The 21,582-nt window shown below is 72.5% G+C and carries 19 protein-coding genes; 2 read left to right on the forward strand and 17 right to left on the reverse strand.

The window, feature by feature from the left end; translation table 11 throughout:
• Positions 1-91 precede the first annotated feature (91 nt).
• The 9 genes from lepB (CG736_RS34290) to proS all read right to left on the reverse strand — a co-directional run bounded on the left by lepB (CG736_RS34290) (position 92) and on the right by proS (position 8,099).
• Positions 92-988, reverse strand: coding sequence for a signal peptidase I (lepB, locus tag CG736_RS34290; protein WP_232734369.1), 897 nt, complete (start codon positions 986-988; stop codon positions 92-94).
• A 301-nt stretch (positions 989-1,289) separates the two neighbouring features.
• Positions 1,290-2,246 carry a signal peptidase I gene (gene lepB / locus CG736_RS34295; protein ID WP_100590026.1) on the reverse strand — a complete coding sequence of 319 codons (957 nt, stop codon included), beginning with the start codon at positions 2,244-2,246 and terminating at the stop codon, positions 1,290-1,292.
• A 65-nt stretch (positions 2,247-2,311) separates the two neighbouring features.
• Positions 2,312-2,662, reverse strand: a complete 351-nt coding sequence (rplS, locus tag CG736_RS34300) for a 50S ribosomal protein L19 (protein ID WP_043916173.1) — start codon at positions 2,660-2,662, stop codon at positions 2,312-2,314.
• A 155-nt stretch (positions 2,663-2,817) separates the two neighbouring features.
• Positions 2,818-3,636 carry a tRNA (guanosine(37)-N1)-methyltransferase TrmD gene (trmD, locus tag CG736_RS34305; RefSeq protein ID WP_100590069.1) on the reverse strand — a complete coding sequence of 273 codons (819 nt, stop codon included), beginning with the start codon at positions 3,634-3,636 and terminating at the stop codon, positions 2,818-2,820.
• Positions 3,637-3,641: 5 nt separating this feature from the next.
• Complete coding sequence (gene rimM, locus CG736_RS34310) at positions 3,642-4,370, reverse strand: ribosome maturation factor RimM (protein WP_100590027.1); 729 nt, start codon at positions 4,368-4,370, stop codon at positions 3,642-3,644.
• A 190-nt stretch (positions 4,371-4,560) separates the two neighbouring features.
• Complete coding sequence (locus tag CG736_RS34315) at positions 4,561-4,800, reverse strand: RNA-binding protein (protein WP_043916171.1); 240 nt, start codon at positions 4,798-4,800, stop codon at positions 4,561-4,563.
• Positions 4,801-4,802: 2 nt separating this feature from the next.
• Positions 4,803-5,231, reverse strand: coding sequence for a 30S ribosomal protein S16 (gene rpsP / locus CG736_RS34320; RefSeq protein WP_043916170.1), 429 nt, complete (start codon positions 5,229-5,231; stop codon positions 4,803-4,805).
• Between the two features lie 441 nt (positions 5,232-5,672).
• Positions 5,673-6,251: a hypothetical protein gene (locus CG736_RS34325; protein WP_043916169.1), complete on the reverse strand. Its 579-nt coding sequence runs from the start codon at positions 6,249-6,251 to the stop codon at positions 5,673-5,675.
• A gap of 435 nt (positions 6,252-6,686) precedes the next feature.
• Positions 6,687-8,099, reverse strand: coding sequence for a proline--tRNA ligase (proS, locus tag CG736_RS34330; RefSeq protein WP_100590028.1), 1,413 nt, complete (start codon positions 8,097-8,099; stop codon positions 6,687-6,689).
• Between the two features lie 244 nt (positions 8,100-8,343).
• On the opposite strand from proS, the gene CG736_RS34335 reads away from it, so the two are divergent.
• The gene (locus CG736_RS34335) at positions 8,344-9,144 is read left to right on the forward strand and encodes an SAM-dependent methyltransferase (protein ID WP_100590070.1); all 801 of its coding nucleotides are present in this window, start codon (positions 8,344-8,346) and stop codon (positions 9,142-9,144) included.
• Here CG736_RS34335 and ftsH read toward each other — a convergent pair.
• The 7 genes from ftsH to CG736_RS34370 all read right to left on the reverse strand — a co-directional run bounded on the left by ftsH (position 9,131) and on the right by CG736_RS34370 (position 19,093).
• Complete coding sequence (gene ftsH, locus CG736_RS34340) at positions 9,131-11,035, reverse strand: ATP-dependent zinc metalloprotease FtsH (protein ID WP_100590029.1); 1,905 nt, start codon at positions 11,033-11,035, stop codon at positions 9,131-9,133. The two genes, CG736_RS34335 and ftsH, sit on opposite strands and share 14 nt — an antisense overlap.
• Before the next feature lie 55 nt (positions 11,036-11,090).
• Positions 11,091-11,615 (reverse strand): GNAT family N-acetyltransferase, encoded by a 525-nt coding sequence (locus CG736_RS34345; RefSeq protein ID WP_232734370.1) that lies wholly within the window; start codon positions 11,613-11,615, stop codon positions 11,091-11,093.
• 128 nt (positions 11,616-11,743) lie between these two features.
• Positions 11,744-13,297: a signal recognition particle protein gene (gene ffh / locus CG736_RS34350; protein WP_043916164.1), complete on the reverse strand. Its 1,554-nt coding sequence runs from the start codon at positions 13,295-13,297 to the stop codon at positions 11,744-11,746.
• 103 nt (positions 13,298-13,400) lie between these two features.
• Positions 13,401-15,809: a [protein-PII] uridylyltransferase gene (locus CG736_RS34355; RefSeq protein ID WP_100590031.1), complete on the reverse strand. Its 2,409-nt coding sequence runs from the start codon at positions 15,807-15,809 to the stop codon at positions 13,401-13,403.
• Positions 15,806-16,144 (reverse strand): P-II family nitrogen regulator, encoded by a 339-nt coding sequence (locus tag CG736_RS34360; RefSeq protein ID WP_043916162.1) that lies wholly within the window; start codon positions 16,142-16,144, stop codon positions 15,806-15,808. The genes CG736_RS34355 and CG736_RS34360 overlap by 4 nt, the downstream gene beginning before the upstream one ends.
• A complete protein-coding gene (locus CG736_RS34365) occupies positions 16,141-17,463 on the reverse strand; it encodes an ammonium transporter (RefSeq protein WP_100590032.1) in 1,323 nt (440 codons plus the stop codon). Before CG736_RS34365 ends, CG736_RS34360 begins: the two co-directional genes overlap by 4 nt.
• Positions 17,464-17,638: 175 nt before the next feature.
• Entirely contained in the window at positions 17,639-19,093 is a 1,455-nt protein-coding gene (locus tag CG736_RS34370; protein WP_100590033.1) for a hypothetical protein, read from the reverse strand.
• Positions 19,094-19,537: 444 nt separating this feature from the next.
• Between CG736_RS34370 and CG736_RS34375 the strand changes: the two genes are divergently transcribed.
• Entirely contained in the window at positions 19,538-20,197 is a 660-nt protein-coding gene (locus tag CG736_RS34375) for a bifunctional DNA primase/polymerase (RefSeq protein ID WP_100590034.1), read from the forward strand.
• Positions 20,198-20,290: 93 nt separating this feature from the next.
• Here the strand turns inward: CG736_RS34375 and ftsY are convergent, their stop codons facing one another.
• Complete coding sequence (gene ftsY / locus CG736_RS34380) at positions 20,291-21,571, reverse strand: signal recognition particle-docking protein FtsY (protein ID WP_100590035.1); 1,281 nt, start codon at positions 21,569-21,571, stop codon at positions 20,291-20,293.
• Positions 21,572-21,582: the final 11 nt, after the last annotated feature.

Here is a 21,582-nt window from a genome sequence, read left to right on the forward strand (position 1 = left end):
CACGCCCGACACCAGGCCGGAACCGAGCACTTCAGCACTTCTCTATCACTCCCGGTCGGCAAGCCCGTGTTTCCACGCGCCGACCGGAACGTCAGTCAGCCATCGGCCCGGCCCGCCAGGGCGCTCTCCACCGCCGAACAACAGCCGGGAGGACGCCCAACACACCCATAACGAGCGGGGGTTCCGCAGGAATCGGTCCAACGGCCGATGATCCTGCCACTTGCACCGGCAGAGAGGAGAGTGAATCAGGAACACCCAGTTGACCGAAGTGGGAGAGCGGCCATGCGACCACGAACGCACGACCGACCACGTTCGCCACCGGGACGGTCCCGGAGCCGGGATTGCCCATGTGGTAGCGGGAGTCCGCGGACAGGTCGCGGTGGTCCCCCATCACCCACAGCCGCCCCTGAGGAACCGTCACCTTGAAGGTGATCCGTGAGGGCACGTTGCCGGGCGCGACGTACGGCTCGTCCACCGGGGTGCCGTTCACGCTCAGCCGGCCCTGGGCGTCACAGCACTCCACGGTGTCGCCGGCGACACCGATCACCCGCTTGATCAAGTCCCGCTCGTCATCCGAAGGAAGGAGTCCCGCCGCGGAGAACATCGATTTCACGTCGTGCAGCACCGACCCGTCCGTGGACGACGTGCGGTGGTTCTCCAACCAGCCGCCCGGGTCCTTGAAGACCACCACCTCGCCGCGCTCCGGCTCCGAGCCGAACCACGGGGTGAGCTTGTCGACCACGACCCGGTCGCCGACCTGCAGGGTCGGCTCCATCGAACCGGAGGGAATGACGAACACCTGGACCAGGAAGGTCTTCAACACCACGGCGATGACCAGCGCCACCAGCACGATCACCGGCAACTCGCGCAGAAAGGAGCGACGCCCACGGCGCGCGACCCGCTTGGCGGTGCGCCGCCGCTCGGCGCGGCCCCGGACCGGCCGACGACTGTCCACCGCCCCGTTCCCGCCATCTGCGGCGGCCTCCACGGCCTCCTCGCTCCCCCGCAGCAGGTCGGTTCCCCCGCTCCTGTCAGCTCCCCCGGCTCCCCGATTTCTGCCAGCTCTCCCGGTTCCGCTCGCGGCGCCGGCGGCTCCGCCGGCCTCAGCGCCATCGGGCCATTCGCGGCCGTCGACCCCGATGGCCTCGGTGCCACCACCAGCTCCGTCGAAGCCCTCGGGAACGGGTGCAGGAGCAGGACCTGGCAGGTACACGGATTCCGGCGGGTCGAGGTGCGAACCGGGAGGTGGGCTCTCGGGGTGGGCCGGTCCGTCGGTGCCGGCCCGGGGTCTACCGCGGCTCCCCATGGCCACCGGTCCCCTCGATCGCGGCGAATGCCGCCGGCCGGTCGAGCGAGGTCGTCCGGCCGAGGGGGAACAGCAGCCAGTCGGCGCGTCCGATCACCCGCTTCACGGGCACGGTGCCGCCGCCGGGCTCACCGAGGTGATCCCGGGAGTCGCGGGACGCACTGCGGTGGTCGCCCATCACCCACAACTTGCCGGCGGGAACCACGATGTCGAACGGCACCGCCGACGGTGCGTCGCCGGGGAGCAGATAGGCGCTCTCGTCCAGCGGCACCCCGTTGACTCGCAGGCGGCCGTCGGAGCCGCAGCAGGTGATCCGGTCGCCTCCCACCCCGATCACCCGCTTCACGTAGACCGTGTCGCCGGCCGGGGCCAGTCCGGCCTCGGTCAGCAGCCGCTTCACCCCGGACGGTTCGTCCCGGTAGGGCAGGAAGGAGCCGATGCCGTCGAAGACCACCACATCGCCCCGCTGCGGGCGCCCGTCGAAGGCGTAGGCGAGCTGGTTGACCAGAACCCGGTCGCCCGGGCGCAACGTCCCTTCCATGGAGCCGGACGGCACCGCGAAGGGCCGCGCCACGAAGGCGTTCACCAGCAGCAGTGCGACCACACACACCGCGCCGATCCACAGCAGGTCCCGCGACCACCGCCGCCCGCCGCCGTCCGCCGCGCCCTCGGTGCCCTCCCCGCCCTCGCCGTCCGCCGCGCTCTCGGCACTCTCGGTGCCGCCGGAATCCTCCGCGGCGTCCGGATCGGCCGTCGCCCCGTCATCGCCCCCTGCGTCCGGGGCAGCGGACCGGTCAACGCTCCCGGTACCGCCCTCGGGGCGGGTCTCGGTGCCGACCGCTTTCCCGGTACCGGAAACGACAACGGACCGCGTCGGCGTGTCCGCACCCGTGGGTGCGGGACTGCCGTCGCGGTCCGTCGGTGGCTCGTGCGTGCTCATCGGGGGTGAGCCTATCCTCCCGGTCTAAACCGGTCGGAGGGCCTTCCCCCGTCGAGCCTGCGCGATCACGCGTCGCGCTTCTCCTTGATCTTCGCGGCCTTGCCGCGGAGGTCACGCAGGTAGTACAGCTTGGCGCGGCGGACCGCACCGCGGGTCACGACCTCGATCTTCTCGACGACCGGGGTGTGCACCGGGAAGGTGCGCTCGACACCGACGTTGAAGCTGACCTTGCGGACGGTGAAGGTCTCACCGACGCCGGCGCCGTGACGACGGATGACGACGCCCTGGAAGACCTGGACGCGCGAGCGGTTGCCTTCGATGACTCGGACGTGCACCTTCAGGGTGTCGCCGGGGCGGAAGGCGGGGATGTCGGTACGCAGCGAGGCCGCGTCGACAGCAGCGAGCTTGTTGCTCATCGTTGCTCTCCATCGCAGGCGCCACGGGCCGCCCACGGAAATTCGTCTCAACTGGGTGGTACTGCGGGTCGCTTCGGCTGACGATGAACCCCCCGTGGCGGGGGCACCGGTCCACTGACCCCCACGGAGGGAGTCGGGCGACAGACAGCAGTCGCCTATTCTTCCACAGGCTCTACCGCAGACCGAAATCGGCCGGCAGCGTCGTCCCAGGCCAGACCGAGGACGCTGAGCGCCTCGCGTTCCTTCTTGGTGAACGCGTCGCGCTGCCAACGGGCCACCAGGTCGGGTCGGTTGGCGAGGGTGCGGGCGAAGGCCTGCTCGCGCCGCCACTGGGCGATCTTCCCGTGGTGGCCGCTGAGCAGGATCTCCGGCACCTCACGGCCGCGCCACTCGGCGGGCTTGGTGTACACCGGCCCTTCCAGCAGGTCGGCCATGGCGCCGGGGGCGAAGGAGTCGTCCCGGTGCGACTCGGCGTTGCCGAGCACGCCGGGCAGCAGTCGGGCGATCGCCTCGACCATCACCAGGACGGCGACCTCGCCGCCGGCCAGGACGTAGTCGCCGATGGAGGCCTCGACCACGGGCATCCGGGTGGCGGCTTCCTCGATGACCCGGCGGTCGATGCCCTCGTACCGGGCGGGTGCGAAGGCCAGCCAGTTGCGGGAGGCCAGGTCCTGGGCGAGTTCCTGGGTGAACGGTCGACCGCTGGGGGTGGGCACCACCAGGGTCGGCACCTCGCCCTCGGGGCCGGCCGCGAGGACGGCGTCCAGCGCCGCACCCCACGGTTCGGGCTTCATCACCATGCCGGGCCCACCGCCGTAGGGGGTGTCGTCCACGGTGCGGTGGATGTCGGTGGTCCACTGCCGCAGGTCGTGCAGGTGCACGTCGAGCTGACCGCGGGCCCGCGCCTTGCCGACCAGCGAGACGTTCAACGGCTCCAGGTACTCGGGAAAGATCGTGACGACGTCGATCCGCATGTCGGTCACGCCGCACCCCCGGTCGAGCCGCCGCAGCCGCCGGATCCGGCAGAGTCATCGGAGTCGGAATCGGAGGCATCAGAGCCGGAAGCATCGGAGCCGGAGTCGCCAGCGCCCTCGGAGCCCTCGGACTCGCCCGCGTCATCCACGTCATCCGCGTCGTCCGCATCGCCCGCGCCATCCGCATCGCCCGCGTCCTCGCGCGACGAGACGACCACCGCGTCGGCGGGGTCGATCAGGCCGGGCGGCGGGGTGATCACGGCGCGCTGCTCGTCCAGGTCGATGGTGGGGACGATCTGCTCGACGAACGGGATGAGCACCTCGGTGCCGTCGGGGCGCAGGACGGTGAGCAGGTCCTGGTACGGGAGGTGGACCACCTCGGTGAGTTCGCCGATCAGGGTGCCGTCGGTGAGGACGACGTCCAGGCCGATCAGCTGGTGGTCGTAGTACTCGTCGGGGTCGTCGGGGGTCTCCTCCGGGTCGACCTCGGCGATCAGGAAGGTGCCGCGCAGCGCCTCGGCGGCGGTGCGGTCCTTGACTCCGGCGAAGCGCAGCAGCAGGCGTCCGCTGTGCACCTTGCCGGACTCGACGGTCAGCGGTCCGATGCCGGCCGGGTCGGTGAGGAGGACCGCGCCGGGGCCGAGCCGCAGCTCCGGCTCGTCGGTGCGGACCTCGACACTGACGTCCCCTCGGATGCCGTGGGCGCGGCCGATCTTGCCGACGACGAGCTGCACGGTGATCGTTCTCCTGAGATGAGCCTGGGTGAGGCGAGCGAGGTGGTGGGTGCTGAAAGCGAGGTGGTGCGGTAGTGAAAGACGAACGGGCCCGGAAAACGGGAAGGACCGGCCGGGACGGATGCGTCCCGGCCGGTCCGGAAACCCGGAGGTCGACCTGTCGATTGACGTTGCCGGTCGATCGTGGAGGTCAGCGAATGCTGTCCACATCGACCAGGTCGACCCGGACATTGCGACCGCCGAGGGCGCCGACCACGGTGCGCAGTGCGCGCGCCGTACGGCCGCCCCGGCCGATCACCTTGCCGAGGTCGTCGGGGTGCACCCGCACCTCGATGGTGTGACCGCGGCGCAGGTTCCGCGAGCGGACCTGCACCTCGTCGGGGTGCTCGACGATGCCCTTCACCAGGTGGTCGAGGGCTTCCTCGATCATGCTCAGGCCTCGGTGGAAGCGGCCTCGGCCTCGTCAGCCTTGTCCGACTTCTTGGCCTTCGGGGTGATGGCGACACCGGTGGTGGCGTCCTCGAAGCCGGCGACGGCCTTGGCGAACAGGTGCGAGAAGTCCTCGACCTTGGGCTCCGCGACCTTCAGCGGCTCCGGAGCCGGCAGGCCCTTGAACTTCTGCCAGTCGCCGGTCAGCTTGAGGATGGCGAGCACCGGCTCGGTCGGCTGGGCGCCGACGGACAGCCAGTACTGGGCGCGGTCGCCGTCGACCTCGATCTTCGAGGGGTTGTAGGTCGGCTGGTAGATGCCGATCTCCTCGATCGCGCGGCCGTCACGCTTGGTGCGCGAGTCGGCGACGACGATGCGGTAGTGCGGGGAGCGGATCTTGCCCAGACGCTTCAGCTTGATCTTGACAGCCACGGGTGTGGTTCTCCTGAGTTTTGACGTGGGTGAGCAGCGCTCCGCCGCGTGGGGCTGCGGCGCGAGGTGCCGTTCAAGGGACACGCCAGCCGTTGGGAGAGAGGGTCCTGCAATGGCTGCCGAGTACTCAGCTGTCCATTCTGCCACATCGCAGAGGTCGCCCCGACACCGCCCGGCACCGCCCGACAGGACCACCGAGCGGCCCGACAGGACCACCGAGCGGCACCGCAGGACCACCGAGCGGCCCGACAGAACCGCCGAACCACACAGCAGGACCACCGCGCAGCAGGGCAGTCGCGCACCGCGGCAGCCTCGCAGAAGCGGAAAAGGTCCGGAAAAAGTTGTGTCGACCGTCCCCCGAAGGGGCCGGTCGACTCACGGCCGGTCCGCGGGCACCCCCGCCCGCGGTCCGGATCAAGCGTTCTTCGACGGCAACGGCTGTCAAGCGATCTTGAACGGCTGCTGGCAGGCGCCGCAGACGATCGAGGCCTGCGCCAGCACCGACGGGACGACGCGGACGTTGCGACCGCAGCCGCACACCGCCTTGACCCGCACGCCGCCGCCCGAGGAACCGTGCCGGGCGGCCGGTCCGCGGAAAGCGCGGTGGTTGCCCTCGCCGGCGACGGCGAGCTGGTGCGCCCCGAGCGCGCGGTCGAGACGCTCGATGGTCTCGGCGTAGCGTTCGCGGGTCTCGTGCCCCATCGTCACCTGGGAGAAGCCGCTGCTGGCGTGCGGCTCGACCGGGTGGGCCAGGCCCAGCTCGGAGGCGAGCAGCAGGAAGCGGCGGTTGTGGTAGCGCCCGGCCCGCGACGTGTCGCGGATCTCCCGGGCGGCGGCCAGGCCGTGCGCGGCCTCGTGCAGCAGGCGCTCGAAGTTGAGGCGGGTGCCGCAGGCCGACGAGGACTCGCCGATCAGCGCCTCGGGCGACGCGAGGTCGGGCAGGTCCCGGTGGTGGGCCTGGATGTCGCTCCAGGCGGCGGCCAGTTCGGCCGCAAGGACGAGGGGCTGTGTCGTGCTCACGCTGTACCAACGATGGGGAGAGAGCCGATGTTCCGCCGGACCCCGGGGTTCGGGAATTCCCAGCGAACTCTCAGGAATGCACTTCCGCACGCGAATTGCGCGGTTCCGAACTGACGCAAGACCAACCCCCTGCACGTTTGGGCCCGACGCTCTCGCCAGGCTCTCGGCACCCGTCGCGGAGCCCAACATCCCCACGGCGGACGGCCCGCAACCTGTCCGAAAATTGACAGGGCCACGGGCCGTATACCGTACCGCTTGTCAGGTACTCCGGGGAGTTGACTGAGCAGTAGTCTCAACTACCAGTATGCGAACCGGGGTTCGGGATCCACCCGGACCGTTCCGGGGCCCGGCCGGCCACTCCGCAGCTCATCGCGTTGATCACGCTCCGCACACGGTCCCCGGGCCGGCGGCCCGGGGACGCTCGCGGTGGTCGGATCAGTACGCGCGGGCGACCAGGGCGAGGTTGCCCTCCTGGTCGTCGGCGGCCGGCACGGTGCCGTCCGCGGCGATCAGGCAGCGCACCGACACGCCCTGCTCGGCCAACTTCGCCTCGCCCTCCGGGCCGAGGTCGGCCCAGGAGATCCGGCCCCAGCCGGTGGCGGCGGCCTCGACGGCCTCGTCGATGGTCTTGACGTCCACGGTGCGGGCCTCGCGGCGCTCGCGGGACTCGCGCAGCAGCTGCGCCTGGTCCTCCTCCAGGATGCCGGGGACGATCGCGGCCAGGGAGTCGACCTGGACGGGCGCCTTGCCGCCGGCGATCCGGCGGGCCAGCATCGCGGTACCGGCCTCCAGGTCGCGCGGGCCGACCTCGATGCGCAGCGGAACGCCCTTGAGCTCCCAGTCGACGGCGCGGCGGCCGAACGGGGTGTCGGTGCGGTCGTCGACGACCACCCGGACGCCCGCGGCCTCCAGCTGGGCGCCGATCTCGCGGACCTTGGCCAGCACCGCGTCCTCGCCCTTGATGGCCAGGACCACGACCTGGACGGCGGCCAGCCGCGGCGGAACCCGCAGGCCGTTGTCGTCGCCGTGGGACATGATCAGGCCGCCGACCATGCGGGTCGAGACGCCCCAGGAGGTCTGCCAGACGAACTCGCGCTCGGCGCCCTGGAGCTGGTAGGTGGTGTTGAAGGCCTTGGCGAAGTTCTGGCCCAGCTCGTGGCTGGTGCCCATCTGCAGGGCCTTGCCGTCACGCATCATGCCTTCGAGCGTGAGGGTGTTGATGGCGCCGGCGAACCGCTCGCGGGCGGTCTTGCGACCGAGCACCACGTCGATGCCGAGCACGTTGGTCATGAAGTCGCCGTAGACGTCCGTGTGGATCCGCGAGGCGTAGTCGCGGGCGTCCTCGTAGGTGGCGTGGGCGGTGTGGCCCTCCTGCCAGAGGAACTCGGTGGTGCGCAGGAAGACGCGCGGGCGGAGCTCCCAACGGACGACGTTGGCCCACTGGTTGATCAGCAGCGGCAGGTCGCGGTGGCTCTGCACCCACTTGGAGAAGTACTCGTTGATGATCGTCTCGGAGGTGGGCCGGACGACCACCGGCTCCTCGAGCTCCTTGCCGCCGCCGTGGGTGACCACCGCGAGCTCGGGGGCGAAGCCCTCCACGTGCTCGGCTTCCTTGGTCAGGTAGGACTGCGGGATGAACATCGGGAAGTACGCGTTCTGGGCGCCGGCCTTCTTGATCCGGGCGTCCATCTCCTGCTGCATCCGCTCCCACAGGCCGTAGCCGTACGGTCGGATGACCATGGTGCCCCGCACCGGACCGTTGTCGGCCAGCTCTGCCTTGTTGATGAGGTCCTGGTACCAGCGGGGGAAGTCTTCCGCCTGGGGGGTGAGAACGGGTGCCTTAGCCATGGGCCGAATGGTACGGGGCGTGACGGCCGTACCGTGAATCCGTTTTCCCCACTGCGGCCCGTGGACGGGGCGGGGGCGCGCCCGCGCACACCCCGGGGCGCACACCCGCAGCGCACGGACACCTGCTCGCACCCCTCTGGACGACGGCGGCGACCCGCTGTTCGCTGAGAGGGGCCGGGGGGTGCCGGGCTGCGGCACGGGCAGCCGATTCCGAGGACCGATGTGGACCGATTGGGAGGCCGCGATGGCTTCAGCGCAGGTGACCGGCAGCACCGTGGACCGGGTCCGGGCGGACGGTCCGGCGGAGCGGCGCGGTCGGGCGCGGGACTGGGCGGAGATCCAGGAGCGCATGCTCGTCCCCCTCTACCAGGACGTTTACCGGCGGCTGGAGGTCGGCGCGGCGACCAGCCTGCTCGGGGTGGGGTGCCGGTCGGGCCTGGCGCTGCTGCTCGCCCGGGGGCGCGGCGCGCAGGTCGCGGGGGTGGAGCGGGACGACGAGCTGCGGGAGCTGGCGGCGGCCCGCGGGCTGCAGGTGGCGCCCGGTGGGAGCCTCGCCCGTTCGGCGCACTCCGTCCCCCGGCCGGCGCACTCCCTGGTGACGGTCTTCGAGCAGCCGCCGACGCCCGCGCTGGTCGCCTGGTCGGCGCAGCGCACGCTCCCCGGCGGGCTGCTGGTGCTGGCGGTCCGGGGCCCGGCGGAGCGCTGCGAGAGCACCGCGGTGCTGGAGGTGGCGCGCCGGCACGCCCCCGCGGAGGAACCTGCCGCAGGGACGCCGGAGTCGTTGCTGGTCGCCGCCGGCCTGCGCCCGTCCGCCGCCGGCCGGGTGGTCTGCCCGTTCGCGTACGCCGAGGTGGACTCGGCGGTCCGCGGGCTGCTGGCCACCGGCCTGTTCGACCGGGCCGAGCAGCAGGCCGGAGCGGCGCTGGTGGCGAAGGAGCTGGCGGAGGCGCTGCATCCGTTCCTGCGCCCGGACGGCTCGGTGCGGATGGTGGACGAGTTCCGCTGGGTGGCGGGCGTCCGGCCGGCGGACGCTACTCGCGACTGAGCCCGGCGGCGGCGTACGCGGCCTCCTCGTCCAGGGTCTCGGCCTCCAGGAGGGCGGTGGCGAGGGCGTCGAGGCGGTGGCGGTGCCGGTTGAGCAGGACGATCGCCTCCTCCCAGCATTCGGCGACGATCCGGCGGGCCTCCTCGTCGACCGCGTCCAGGGTGGTGGGGGCGGCGGACAGGCCGTACGGGGCCTGGCTGTCGTTGGGGATGGCGGTGACCCGGCCGACCAGGCTGCTCATGCCCCAGCGGCCGGCCATCGACCGGGCGATGGTGGTGAGCTGTTCGAGGTCGCTCTCGGCGCCGGTGGTGACCACCCCGTACACCACCTGCTCGGCGGCCATGCCGCCGAGCGCGCCGATGATCCGGCCGCGCAGGTAGGGCTCGGTGTAGGAGTAGCGGTCGGTGTCGGGGGTGGAGAGGGTGACGCCGAGGGCGCGGCCGCGCGGCACGATGGTGACCTTGCGGACGGGGTCGGCGCCGGGCTGGAGCATGCCGAGCAGGGCGTGCCCGGACTCGTGGTACGCGGTGCGCTCGCGTTCCTGCTGCGGCATCACCAGCGGCCGCACCGCGCCGAGTTGGACCTTCTCCAGGGCCTCGGACAGGTTCTCCTGGTCGACCGCGTCCTGCTGGCGCTTGACCGCCAGCAGCGCGGCCTCGTTGACCAGGTTCGCCAGGTCGGCGCCGGTCATGCCGGGGGTGGTGCGGGCGACGACGTCCAGGTCGGTGCCCTCCACCAGCGGGACTTCGCGGGTGTGGATCCGCAGGATCTGCTCGCGGCCGGCCCGGTCGGGCGGGCTGACGGTGATCCGCCGGTCGAAGCGGCCGGGGCGCAGCAGGGCGGGGTCGAGGATCTCGGCCCGGTTGGTCGCGGCGATCACGATCACGCCCTCGGAGCCGGTGAAGCCGTCCATCTCGGTGAGGATCTGGTTGAGCGTCTGCTCGCGTTCGTCGTGGCCGCCCATGCCGCCACCGCCGCCGCGCTGGCGGCCGATGGTGTCGATCTCGTCGATGAAGATGATCGCGGGGGCGACCTTGCGGGCCTCGGCGAACAGGTCGCGGACCCGGCTGGCGCCGACGCCGACGATCATCTCGATGAACTCGGACGCCGAGGCGGAGAAGAACGGGACGTCCGCCTCCCCGGCGACCGCGCGGGCGAGCAGCGTCTTGCCGGTGCCGGGCGGGCCGGACAGCAGGACGCCGCGCGGCATCTTCGCGCCCAGCCGGCGGTAGGCCTGCGGGTTCTTCAGGAAGTCGACGACCTCGCTGAGCTCGGCCTCCACCTCGTCGATGCCGGCCACGTCCCGGAAGGTGGTGCGCCGGCCCTGGCTGGTGTCCACCGGCTTCGGCGGGGCCTTGCGGCCGAGCGCGCCGCCGCCCAGGCCGCCGGCCATCCGGCGGGCCAGGAACACCCAGACCGCGATCAGCAGCAGCATCGGGGCGAGCGAGATCAGCAGGTTGGCCAGGAAACTGCGCTGCTGCACCACCGGGCGGGCGGTCACCTCGACGTTGTGCGACTGCAGGGTCGCCCAGAGCGGGTCGGTGGCGAACGCCGGGCGCTGGGTGGTGAATTCGGTGTAGTCGCCCTTGCCGCCGTCCGGCTTGGGCTGCTTGTTCCGCAGGTTGCCCTCGATGGAGTCGCCCTTGGAGTAGATCTTGGTGATGTTGTCGCTGTTGAGCTGCTTGCTGAACTCGGTGTACGAGATCGTGGTCGACCCGCCGCCGCCGAAGAAGCTCAGCAGCAGGTCGGACAGCAGGAACACCACCAGCGCGGTGAGGATCAGGCCCGTCCAGCCGCCCGGCATCTTCTTCTTCGGCGGCGCGGGCGGCGGCGCCCCCTCGGACCGCCAGGGCTGGTCGGGGGTCTGACGCGGCGGCACGGGGTTGCTCACCCGTCGGACAATACGGACGTTCCGGCCGCCGGTCGGTGCGCAACGCCGACGCCCGTCAGCGCACGGGCGTCGGCCACTCCTCCGCCGTCAGCGCGAACCGCTCGTGATCGCGCCACGCGTCCTGCAGGAACAGCATCCGCGGCGTGAACCCCTCGTGCCGGAAGCCCAGCCGGCGCGCCATCGCCACCGAACGCTCGTTGTCCGGCTGCACGTTGATCTCCAACCGGTGCAGCCCCAGCCCGCCCTGCTCGGCCGACAGGAAGCACCGCTCCACCACCAGCCGCATGCCCTCCGACATCCGACCCGTCCCGTCGAACGGCACGTACGAGTCGTAGCCCAGCACGCCGTTGCGGAACCGGGCCATCACGATGTTCGCCACATTGCACTTGCCGACCAGCCCGCCGCTCTCCCGGTCGAGGATCAGGAACGTCCGCAGCCCCACCCCCTGACGGCTCAACAGGTCCGGCAACCCGTCCGGCTCCACCGGATTCCACCGCCCGATGTGCTCGGCGGAACGCCGCACCGCCTCGGCGTAGGGGACGACGTCATCGGGGCGGGGGGCTCGGATCGTTACGCGCATGCCAGCCATCATGGCGCAGGACGAGCACGAACAGGGGCGAGGGCCGACGGGTGCGAAACCCGTGCGAGTGCGAAGCCGCAGGGGCGCGGGTCTCCCCGCGCCCCTGCGGCTTCGCAGTCGAACCCGCCTTACAGCAGGTCCTTGAACTCCTTGGGGAGCTCGAAGTCCGACGGACCCTTGCCCGGCGGGAGGCCGAACGCGTTGCCGCCGCCCTGGCCCGGCCCGAGCGCCTTGCGCTCGGCCGCGGCCGCCTCCTCCTGGGCCCGCTTGAGCGGGTTGCCGCTCTTGCGCTTGCCCTTGGCCACGGGGGCCTTCTTGCCGGAGCGCTTGCCGCCGCCACCCATGCCGGGGATGCCGGGCATGCCGGGGATTCCCTTGCCGGAGGCCATCGCGGACATCATCTTGCGGGCGTCGAAGAACCGCTCGACCAGGCTGGAGACCTCGCCGACCTGGACGCCGGCACCCTTGGCGATGCGCAGGCGGCGCGAGCCGTTGATCAGCTTCGGGTCGGTGCGCTCGGCCGGGGTCATCGACTTGATGATCGCGCCGACGCGGTTGACGTCCTTGTCGTCGATGTTGTTGATCTGGTCCCGGATCTGGCCCATGCCGGGGAGCATGCCGAGCAGCTTGGAGATCGAGCCCATCTTCTGGACCTGCTCCAGCTGCGACAGGAAGTCGTCGAGCGTGAACTCCTTGCCGCCGCCCTGCAGCTTGGCGGCCATCTTCTCGGCCTCGGCCTGCGAGAAGGTCTGCTCGGCCTTCTCGATCAGCGAGAGGACGTCGCCCATGCCGAGGATGCGCGAGGCCATCCGGTCGGGGTGGAAGGCGTCGAAGTCGTCGACCTTCTCGCCGTTGGAGGCGAACATGATCTGGCGGCCGGTGACGTGCGCGACCGAGAGCGCGGCGCCGCCGCGGGCGTCGCCGTCGAGCTTGGAGAGCACCACGCCGGTGAAGTCGACGCCTTCGAGGAAGGCCTGCGCGGTGGTGACCGCGTCCTGGCCGACCATGGCGTCGACCACGAACAGGACCTCGTCCGGGTTGACCGCGGCGCGGATGTCCGCGGCCTGCTGCATCAGCTCGGCGTCGATGCCGAGGCGGCCGGCAGTGTCGACGATGACCACGTCGTACTGCTTCTGCTTGGCGTACTCGATGGAGTCGCGGGCGACCTGCACCGGGTCGCCGACGCCGTTGCCCGGCTGCGGGCCGTAGAACGCGACGCCGGCCCGCTCCGCGACGACGCCGAGCTGGGTGACGGCGTTGGGGCGCTGGAGGTCGCAGGCGACCAGCAGCGGGGTGTGCTTCTGGGCCTTCAGCCAGTGGCCGAGCTTTCCGGCCAGGGTGGTCTTACCGGCACCCTGGAGGCCGGCCAGCATGATCACCGTCGGGCCGGTCTTGGCGTACCGGAGGCGGCGGGTCTCGCCACCGAGGATGCCGATGAGCTCCTCGTTGACGATCTTGATGATCTGCTGGGCGGGGTTCAGCGCGCCGGAGACCTCGGAGCCGAGGGCGCGGTCCTTGACCTGCTTGATGAAGGCGCGGACCACGGGGAGCGCGACGTCCGCCTCCAGCAGGGCGATCCGGATCTCGCGCGCGGTGGCGTCGATGTCCGCCTCGCTGAGACGGCCCTTGCCCCGGAGGTTCTTGAACGTCGCTGCGAGGCGGTCGGAGAGAGTGTCGAACACGTCGGTCGCGGGTCCCTTGCGGCATCGAGTACGGGTACTGTCGTCGCCCCCAAGGGTAGCCGTACGCCCGGTGGACGGTCTGCGCCCCTGCGTGAACGGGTCGTCAGCCGGTCCCCAGGGCGTCCCGCACGACCCGTGCCACCTGCTGCGCGCGCTCCGGCGTCAGCGGTCGGCCGTCCTCGGCGGTCAGGTAGAACGCGTCCACGACCTCCGCGCCGAGGGTGGACACGTGCGCCGTGCGGACCCGTACGCCGGCGGTGTCCAGGGCGCGTCCGATCCGGTGCAGCAGGCCGGGGGCGTCGTGGGCGCGCACCTCCAGCACGGTCGCCGAACGGGACGCGGTGCCGGGGGCGACGGCGACCACCGGCGGCGGGGTGCGGATGCCGGGCCGGCGCGGGGCGGCGGCGTCGCGCTCGGCGAGTCTGCGGGTCACGTCGAGCGAGCCGTCCAGGGCACGGCGCAGGTCGGCCCGCAGCCGGGCCGCCTCGGGGACGTCGCCGTACTCGGCGGCCACCGTCCAGCCGAGCAGCAGGACGGGGCCGGTGCCGACCGGGTCGAGTTCGCGCAGGCCGGCCTTGCGGACGGTGAGGCGGTGCAGGGCCAGCACGCCGGCCACGGTGCCGAGCAGGCCGGGGCGGTCGGGGACGGCGAGGGTGAGCTCGACGCCGACGGACTCGGTGCCGTCGGCCGCGAGCTCGGCGCGCAGCGCCAGCGCGGGGCCGCCGGTGCGGGCCGCCTCCACCGCGAGGCGCTCCTGCTCCACCGTCGGACCATCGGTGCCCGGGCCGTCGCCGGCAGCCGGCGGCGAGCCGGTCAGCCGGGCGGCGGTGCGGGCGACCAGCTGGTCGACCAGTTCGGCCCGCCAGGCGGACCAGGCGGCGGGACCGGTCGCGGTGGCGTCGGCCTCGGTGAGCGCGTGCAGCAGTTCCAGGTGGGTCCGGTTGCCGACGATCCCGGCGATCAGGTCGGCGGTGGCCGGGTCGTCGGGGTCGCGGCGGGTGGCGGTGTCCACCAGCGTCAGGTGGTGGCGCACCAGCAGCGCCAGGGAGTCGGTGTCGGGTTTGTCGAAGCCCATCCGGACGGCCAGCTCGCGGACGATCAGCTCGCCGGTCTCCGAGTGGTCGCCGGGCCGGCCCTTGCCGAGGTCGTGCAGCAGGGCGGCGACCAGCAGCAGGTCGGGGCGGGCGGTGCGCCGGGTCAGCGCGGCGGCCCGCACCGCGGTCTCGATCAGGTGCCGGTCGACGGTCCACCGGTGCACGGCGTTGCGCTGCGGGCGGCAGCGGACCTGCTCCCAGTCGGGCAGCAGCCGGCCGATCAGCCCCTCGGCGTCCAGCGCCTCCCACACCGGCAGGCAGGCCTCGCCGGCGCCGAGCAGTCCGACCAGCCGGTCCCGGGCCTCGTCGGGCCAGGGCACCGGCAGCGGCCCGGTCTCGGCGGCCAGTCGGCGCACCGTGGCGTGGCCGACGGGCAGCCCGGCCTGGGCGGCCGCGGCGGCGGCGCGCAGCGGCAGCACCGGGTCGGCGGCGGGCCGGGCGGCCCGGGCGAGCACCGCCTCGCCGTCCTGTTCGACCACGCCCTCGGCCAGCGGGCGGCGTTCGGCGGGCGCGGCTCGCCGGGTGATCCGGAACGGGCGGCCGCGGCGGGTGCGGGCCGCGAGCACCCGGTCGACGGCCCGCCAGGTGACGTCGGAGGCGTAGGCGACGGTGCGGGCGGCCCGGTAGACCTGGCGCAGCAGGGTGTCGGCGTCGGGCAGGCCGAGCCGTTCGGCGACCTGGTCCTGGTCCTGCAGGGTGAGCCGGTCGGTGGCCCGGCCGGTGGTCAGGTGCAGGGCGTCGCGGACGTCGGCGAGGGTGGTGGCGGCGGTGTCCAGGCCGTCGCGGGGGGCGTCGGCGAGCCAGCTGGCGGCGACCGCGTCGAGCGCGACCAGGTCGCGCAGGCCGCCGCGGGCCTCCTTCAGGTCGGGTTCCAGCAGGAAGGACAGTTCGCCGTGGCGTTCGGCCCGGGCCCGGCCGAGGGCGCGCAGTTCGGGCAGCCGGTCGGGGGCGGCGGCGCGCCAGTCGGCGAGCACCCGGGTGCGCAGGTCGGCGGTCAGCCGGGCGTCGCCGGCCAGGTGGCGGGCGTCCAGCAGGCCGAGGCCGGCCCGGAGGTCCGCGGCGGCGACCCTGCGGGCCCCGTCGGGGGTGCGGACGGCGTGGTCGAGGGCGACGCCGCTGTCCCAGACGGGGTACCAGATCCGCTCGGCGACCTCGGGGGCGAGCGGGCCGTCGTGCAGCAGCAGCACGTCCAGGTCGCTGCGCGGGGAGAGTGCGCCGCGGCCGTAGCCGCCGACCGCGACCAGGGCGGTGCCGGCGGGCGCGCCGGCCGCCCGGTACAGCCCGGTCAGCCAGTCGTCGGTGAGCCGGGCGAGCGCAGTGCGCCGCCCGCGACCGGTGCGGGCGGGGTCGGGGTCCGCCAACAGCCGGGCGCGGGCGGCGAGGTGGCCGCGGTCTCCGGGGTCGGTCGTCACGGTCAGAGCGCGTCGGGGCCGCGTTCGCCGGTCCGGACGCGCACCACGGTCTCCACCGGAACCGACCAGACCTTGCCGTCGCCGATCTTCCCGGTGCGGGCGGCCCGGACCACCACCTCGATCACCTGCTCGGCGTCCTCGTCCTCGACGAGTATGTCCACCCGGACCTTGGGCACCAGGTCGACGGTGTACTCGGCGCCCCGGTAGACCTCGGTGTGGCCGCGCTGCCGGCCGTACCCGCTGGCCTCGGTGACGGTCAGCCCGTGCACCCCGAACGCCTGCAGGGCGTCCTTGACCTCGTCCAGGCGGTGCGGCTTGATGACGGCGGTGATGAGCTTCATCGGGCGTCGACCTCGGTCTTCTCGGAGGTGGCAGTGGTGGAACTGGGGGCGGTGCGGGCCTGGCCGGCCCCGACGGCGGTGAAGTCGTAGGCGGACTCGGCGTGTTCGGCCTGGTCGATGCCGGACAGCTCGACGTCCTCGGTGACCCGGAAGCCGACGGTCCGCTGGATCGCGGTGCCCAGCAGCCAGGAGAGCACGAACGAGTACGCCAGCACGGCGGCCACGCCGAGCACCTGCCGGCCGAGCTGCCCGAAGCCGCCGCCGTAGAACAGCCCGGCCGCGCTCTGGCCGACGTGGCCGGTGGCGAACAGGCCGATCAGCAGCGAGCCGATCACCCCGCCGACCAGGTGGACGCCCACCACGTCGAGCGAATCGTCCAGCCCGAAACGGTACTTGAGGCTGATCGCGGCGGCGCACACCGCGCCCGCGACCAGGCCGATCGCGATCGCGCCGAGCGGCGACACCGAGCCGCAGGCGGGGGTGACGGCGACCAGCCCGGCGACCGCGCCGGACGCCGCGCCGAGGGTGGTGAAGGCGCCGTGCCGCAGCCGCTCGTACGCCAGCCAGCCGAGCATCGCGGCGCCCGTGGCGACCTGGGTGTTCAGGAACGCCATCCCGGCGACGCCGTTGGCGGCCAGCGCCGAGCCCGCGTTGAAGCCGAACCAGCCGAACCACAGCAGGCCGGAGCCGAGCATCACCAGCGGCAGGCTGTGCGGGCGCATCGGGTCCCGGCGGAACCCGATCCGCCGGCCCAGCACCAGCGCCAGGGCCAGTCCCGCCGCACCGGCGTTGATGTGCACGGCGGTGCCGCCGGCGAAGTCGATCACGCCGTTGCGGTCGCCGAGCCAGCCGCCGTGCCCGCCGTCGAAGAAGAACACCCAGTGCGCGACCGGGAAGTAGACGATCGTCACCCAGAGCGCCACGAACAGGCTCCAGGACGCGAACCTGGCCCGGTCCGCGATCGCGCCGCTGATCAGCGCCGGGGTGATGATCGCGAACATCAGCTGGAACGCGACGAACGCGGTGACCGGGATGCTGCCGCTGAGCGAGTTCAGGCCGATGCCGCGCAGGCCGACGAAGTCGAGGTTGCCGATCAGGCCGGCCCCGGCGTCCGGCCCGAAGGCCAGCGAGTACCCGTAGAGCACCCAGAGCACGCTGACGATCGCCAGCGAGACGAAACTCATGGCGAGCATGTTGAGGGTGCTCCGGACCCTGACCATGCCCCCGTAGAAGAAGGCCAGGCCCGGGGTCATCACCATGACCAGGGCCGCACTGATGAACACGAAGGCGGTGTCGCCCGCGCTGAATCCGTCCGGCATCGGCATCTCCTCCGCTGTGGAGGCCGCTCCATGCCGGGACGTGTGCCCGTCCTGACATGTCGGCCTTGGGAGGAGCGTGCCGAAGCCGGGTTTCCGCCGATGCGACCCGGTGTTTCACCGCAGTGACGTGGTCGACGCGCCCGTTACGGGCGCGTGAACCACGAGCGACGGGCCGTCAGACCACCGAGACGAACTCCGGGATGTCCTGGACCACCCGCTCGGCGAGCCGGTCCACGCCGGGCACGCCGCGGAAGTCCCGGGTGGCCGCCTCGGAGGTCTTGCGGACCCGGGTGTTCAGCCGCTCGGAACGCACCTTGCGGGCGATGTCCACCGCCGCCTCGCAGTACTCCGCGGCCTCCTCCGGCTCGCGCTGCAGCAGCCGCACCGAGGCCATGCCGACCAGGTTGAACGCGTAGGTGCGGACGTGGTCGCCGTCCTTCCGGAACAGGTCGACCGCCTTGGTGATCATCGGCTCGGCGGCCTTGGCCATCGCGGCCGTCCGGTCCGAGGTGTACGCCAGGTCGCGGTAGGAGTGCCCGTTCTCCGCGTTGAGCTCGGCCGTCGAGAAGAACTTCAGCCAGGTCGGCGTCTCCTCGCCGGAGTTGATGTCACTGAAGGTGTCCTCCGAGAGCCGGATCGCCCGGGCGCAGCGGTTGACCTCGCCGATGGTGGCGTACGCGCGGGCCTCCATCGCGTACAGCAGCGACTGCTGGCGGCTGCTGGCGGTGTCCCGGCTGCCGTACTGGGCCAGGTGGATCAGCTCCAGCGCGTCCTCGCCGCGGTTCAGGTGGATCATCTGCCGGCACATGTCGGTCAGGACGTGCGCGCCGAACGGCCGGTCCCCGGCCTCCTTGGCGGCGTGCAGCGCCAGCACGTAGTACTTCTGCGCGCTCGGGTGCATGCCCACGTCGTACGACATGAAGCCCGCCAGGTGGGCGAGTTCGGCGGTGAGCCGGAACAGCCGCTTGGTGGTGGTCTCGGGGTAGGTCTCCTGCAGCAGGTCGGTGACCTCGTGGAGCTGGCCCACCACGGCCTTGCGGCGCAGGCCGCCGCCGTTCTGGGCGTCCCACTTCCGGAACATCTCGGTGGTCTGCTCCAGCAGCTGCATCTCCGGCTCGGACAGCCGCCCGGAGAACTGCTCGCCGCCGTTGGCCGCCGCCAGGATCGGGGTGGGCTCGCCGTTCGGACCCGGCGTCAGCCAGCGCTGCATCGGCTCGATCAGCGCCGCGCCGGCCGTCAGCGCCAGTGAGGTGCCCAGGAAGCCGCGGCGGTTGAGCATCAGGTCGCTGCGCGAGTACTCGCTGATCGCCTGCACCGTCTGCTGCGGGCTCCACGGCAGGTCCACTCCGCTGCCGACGGTGGTCACCGGGACGGCGGTGCGCAGGCCGAGGTCCTCGATCGACACCACCGAGCCGAAGCGCTCGGAGAACAGCTCCGACATGATCTTCGGGATCGGCTCGCGTGGCTGCTCGCCGTCCAGCCATCGGCGCACCCGCGAGGTGTCCGTGGAGACGTGGTGCGCGCCGATCTGCCGCGCCCGGCGGTTCACCTGGCGCGCCAGCTCGCCCTTCGACCAACCACTGCGCGTGAACCAGGAGCCCAGCTTCTCGTTCGGCTGCTTCTCACCCATGGGACCGTCCCCATCCCGCCCCGACCCGGGGCTCCCGCTCGCCTTGACGACTCGTCATTTCGCAGACCGCTGTGACCGGCCGGCTGCATTCCGTATCCAGAACGTAGCGTCCCTCCGCCATCCGAGGGAGCAACGTCCGGGAAACGCCACCATTCGCCACCCCCACGAGTGAACTACCGGGCGCAGAGCCGCGCTTCACTGTGTGTCAGCCCGGTCAGCTCGGCATGACCCCGGCACATGCCCGGAATCCCGACGGAGGCACGCGTGCGGCAACGACGATCCGGCATCCGGAGCGCGGGTGCAAGGTTCCTGCTCGCCCGTGCCACTCGAATCGGTGTGCGCCGGTCCGCGCGCGCCTCCGGCGCACCACGCGCCACACGCCCCCCGGGCGACGCACCGTCACCGTCCCGTAACCACCGGCGACCGGAACCTGTTGGGGGAGGCATGGACAAGCTGTTCGGCACCCTGCGACTCGTCGGCGGTCGTCGCCGCACCCGACCCACCCCGTTCCAGACCGCCACCGAGTACTCCGAGCGCTGGGGTTGGACGCTCGCCGCCGGAAGCCCACCACCGCACACCTCGCTCCGCTGCGAATGCGCCGTCCCGCTCTGCGCCGCCCCCAACCTGCACCGGCAGGTCGGCCCGCCGATCGCCCCCGGCGCCAGTGCCGAGGAGCTCGCCGCGCGATGTCCGGCGGACGCACCGCTGCTGCTCCCCACCGGCCACCAGTTCGACGTCCTGGACGTTCCGGCCCAGCCCGGCCTGCAGGCCCTGGTCCGGCTGGAGCGCATGGGCACCCAGGTCGGCCCCGTCCTCGCCTCCCCCACCGGCCGCCTGCTGTTCTTCGTCGCCCCGCGCACCGCCGAGCACCTCCCCGACCTGCTCTACCGGATGGGCTGGGACGACGCCTCGCTCGACCTCGCCTGCCACGGCCTCGGCTCCTACCTGGCCGCCCCGCCGGTCTCCCTCGGCGCCCTGGGCCCGATGCGCTGGCTGCGCCGCCCCACCGCGGACAACCACCCCCCGGAGGCCCGCCTCCTGCTGGGCACCCTCGCCTACGCCTGCCACCGCACCCGCGACCGGGAGACCTCCCTCGCCGGGTGAGAACCCCGGGGCGCGCGCCCCCGCACATGGAGCAAGGTCCGTCCCGGGGTGACTTCTCCCGGAACGGACCTTGCTGGGGGAACAGGGCGGCGGCTAGCCCAGCAGCGCGTCCACGAACGCCCCCGGCTCGAACGGCGCGAGGTCGTCCGCGCCTTCGCCGAGGCCGATCAGCTTGACGGGCACGCCGAGTTCGCGCTGCACCGAGATCACGATGCCGCCCTTCGCGGTGCCGTCGAGCTTGGTGAGCACGATGCCGGTGATGTCGACGACCTCGGCGAACACCCGGGCCTGCACCAGGCCGTTCTGGCCGGTGGTGGCGTCGAGGACGAGCAGGACCTCGTCGACCGGGCCGTGCTTCTCGACGACCCGCTTGACCTTGCCGAGTTCGTCCATCAGGCCGGTCTTGGTGTGCAGGCGGCCGGCGGTGTCCACCAGGACGGTGTCGACGCCGTCGGTGATGCCCTGCTTGACCGCGTCGAACGCGACGGAGGCCGGGTCGCCGCCCTCGGGGCCGCGGACGGTGTGCGCGCCGACCCGCTCGCCCCAGGTCTGGAGCTGGTCGGCGGCGGCGGCACGGAAGGTGTCGGCGGCGCCGAGCACGACCTTGCGGCCGTCGGCGACGAGGACGCGGGCGAGCTTGCCGGTGGTGGTGGTCTTGCCGACGCCGTTGACGCCGACCACCAGGACCACGGCGGGGCCGCCGTCGGTCTTGACGGAGTGGACGGTGCGGTCCAGCTCGGGGCCGATCAGCTTGATCAGCTCTTCGCGGAGCAGCCCGCGGAGCTCGTCGGGGGTGCGGGTGCCGAGCACCTTGACCCGGGTGCGCAGGTTGTCGACGAGTTCCTGGGTGGCGCCGACGCCGACGTCGGCGGTGAGGAGGGTCTCCTCGATCTCCTCCCAGGTGTCCTCGTCGAGGCGGTCGCGGGAGAGCAGGGTGAGCAGGCCCTTGCCGAGCGTGGACTGCGAGCGGGAGAGCCGCGAGCGCAGCCGCACCAGGCGTCCGGCGGTGGGTTCGGGGACCTCGATCGCGGGGGCGGCCTCCGCCTCCTCGATCCGCACTTCCTCGACGGGCTGCTCGGCCGCCGGCGCCTCGGCGGCCCCGACTCCGGCGGCCCCCGCCTCGACGGTCTCGGGAGCCTCGGTCTCGGGGGCCTCGGCCTCGGGAGCGGCGGTGGCCGGCGGCGCGGTGGGCTCGGCGGCCCCCTCGGTCGGCTTGGTGGGCGCGCTCGGCCGGTCGGCCGCGGGCGGCGCGGTGATCGTCGGGGTCTGGCTCGGCCGGTCCAGCTCTTTGCGTCGTCTGCCGGAAACGACGAGTCCGGTGATCGCGCCGATGGCGACCACCGCGATGACAACGGCAAGGATCACGTATTCCATAACCCGTCCAG

Origin of the sequence: Kitasatospora sp. CB02891 (assembly GCF_002803145.1) — a bacterium.
Taxonomy (GTDB): domain Bacteria; phylum Actinomycetota; class Actinomycetes; order Streptomycetales; family Streptomycetaceae; genus Kitasatospora; species Kitasatospora griseola.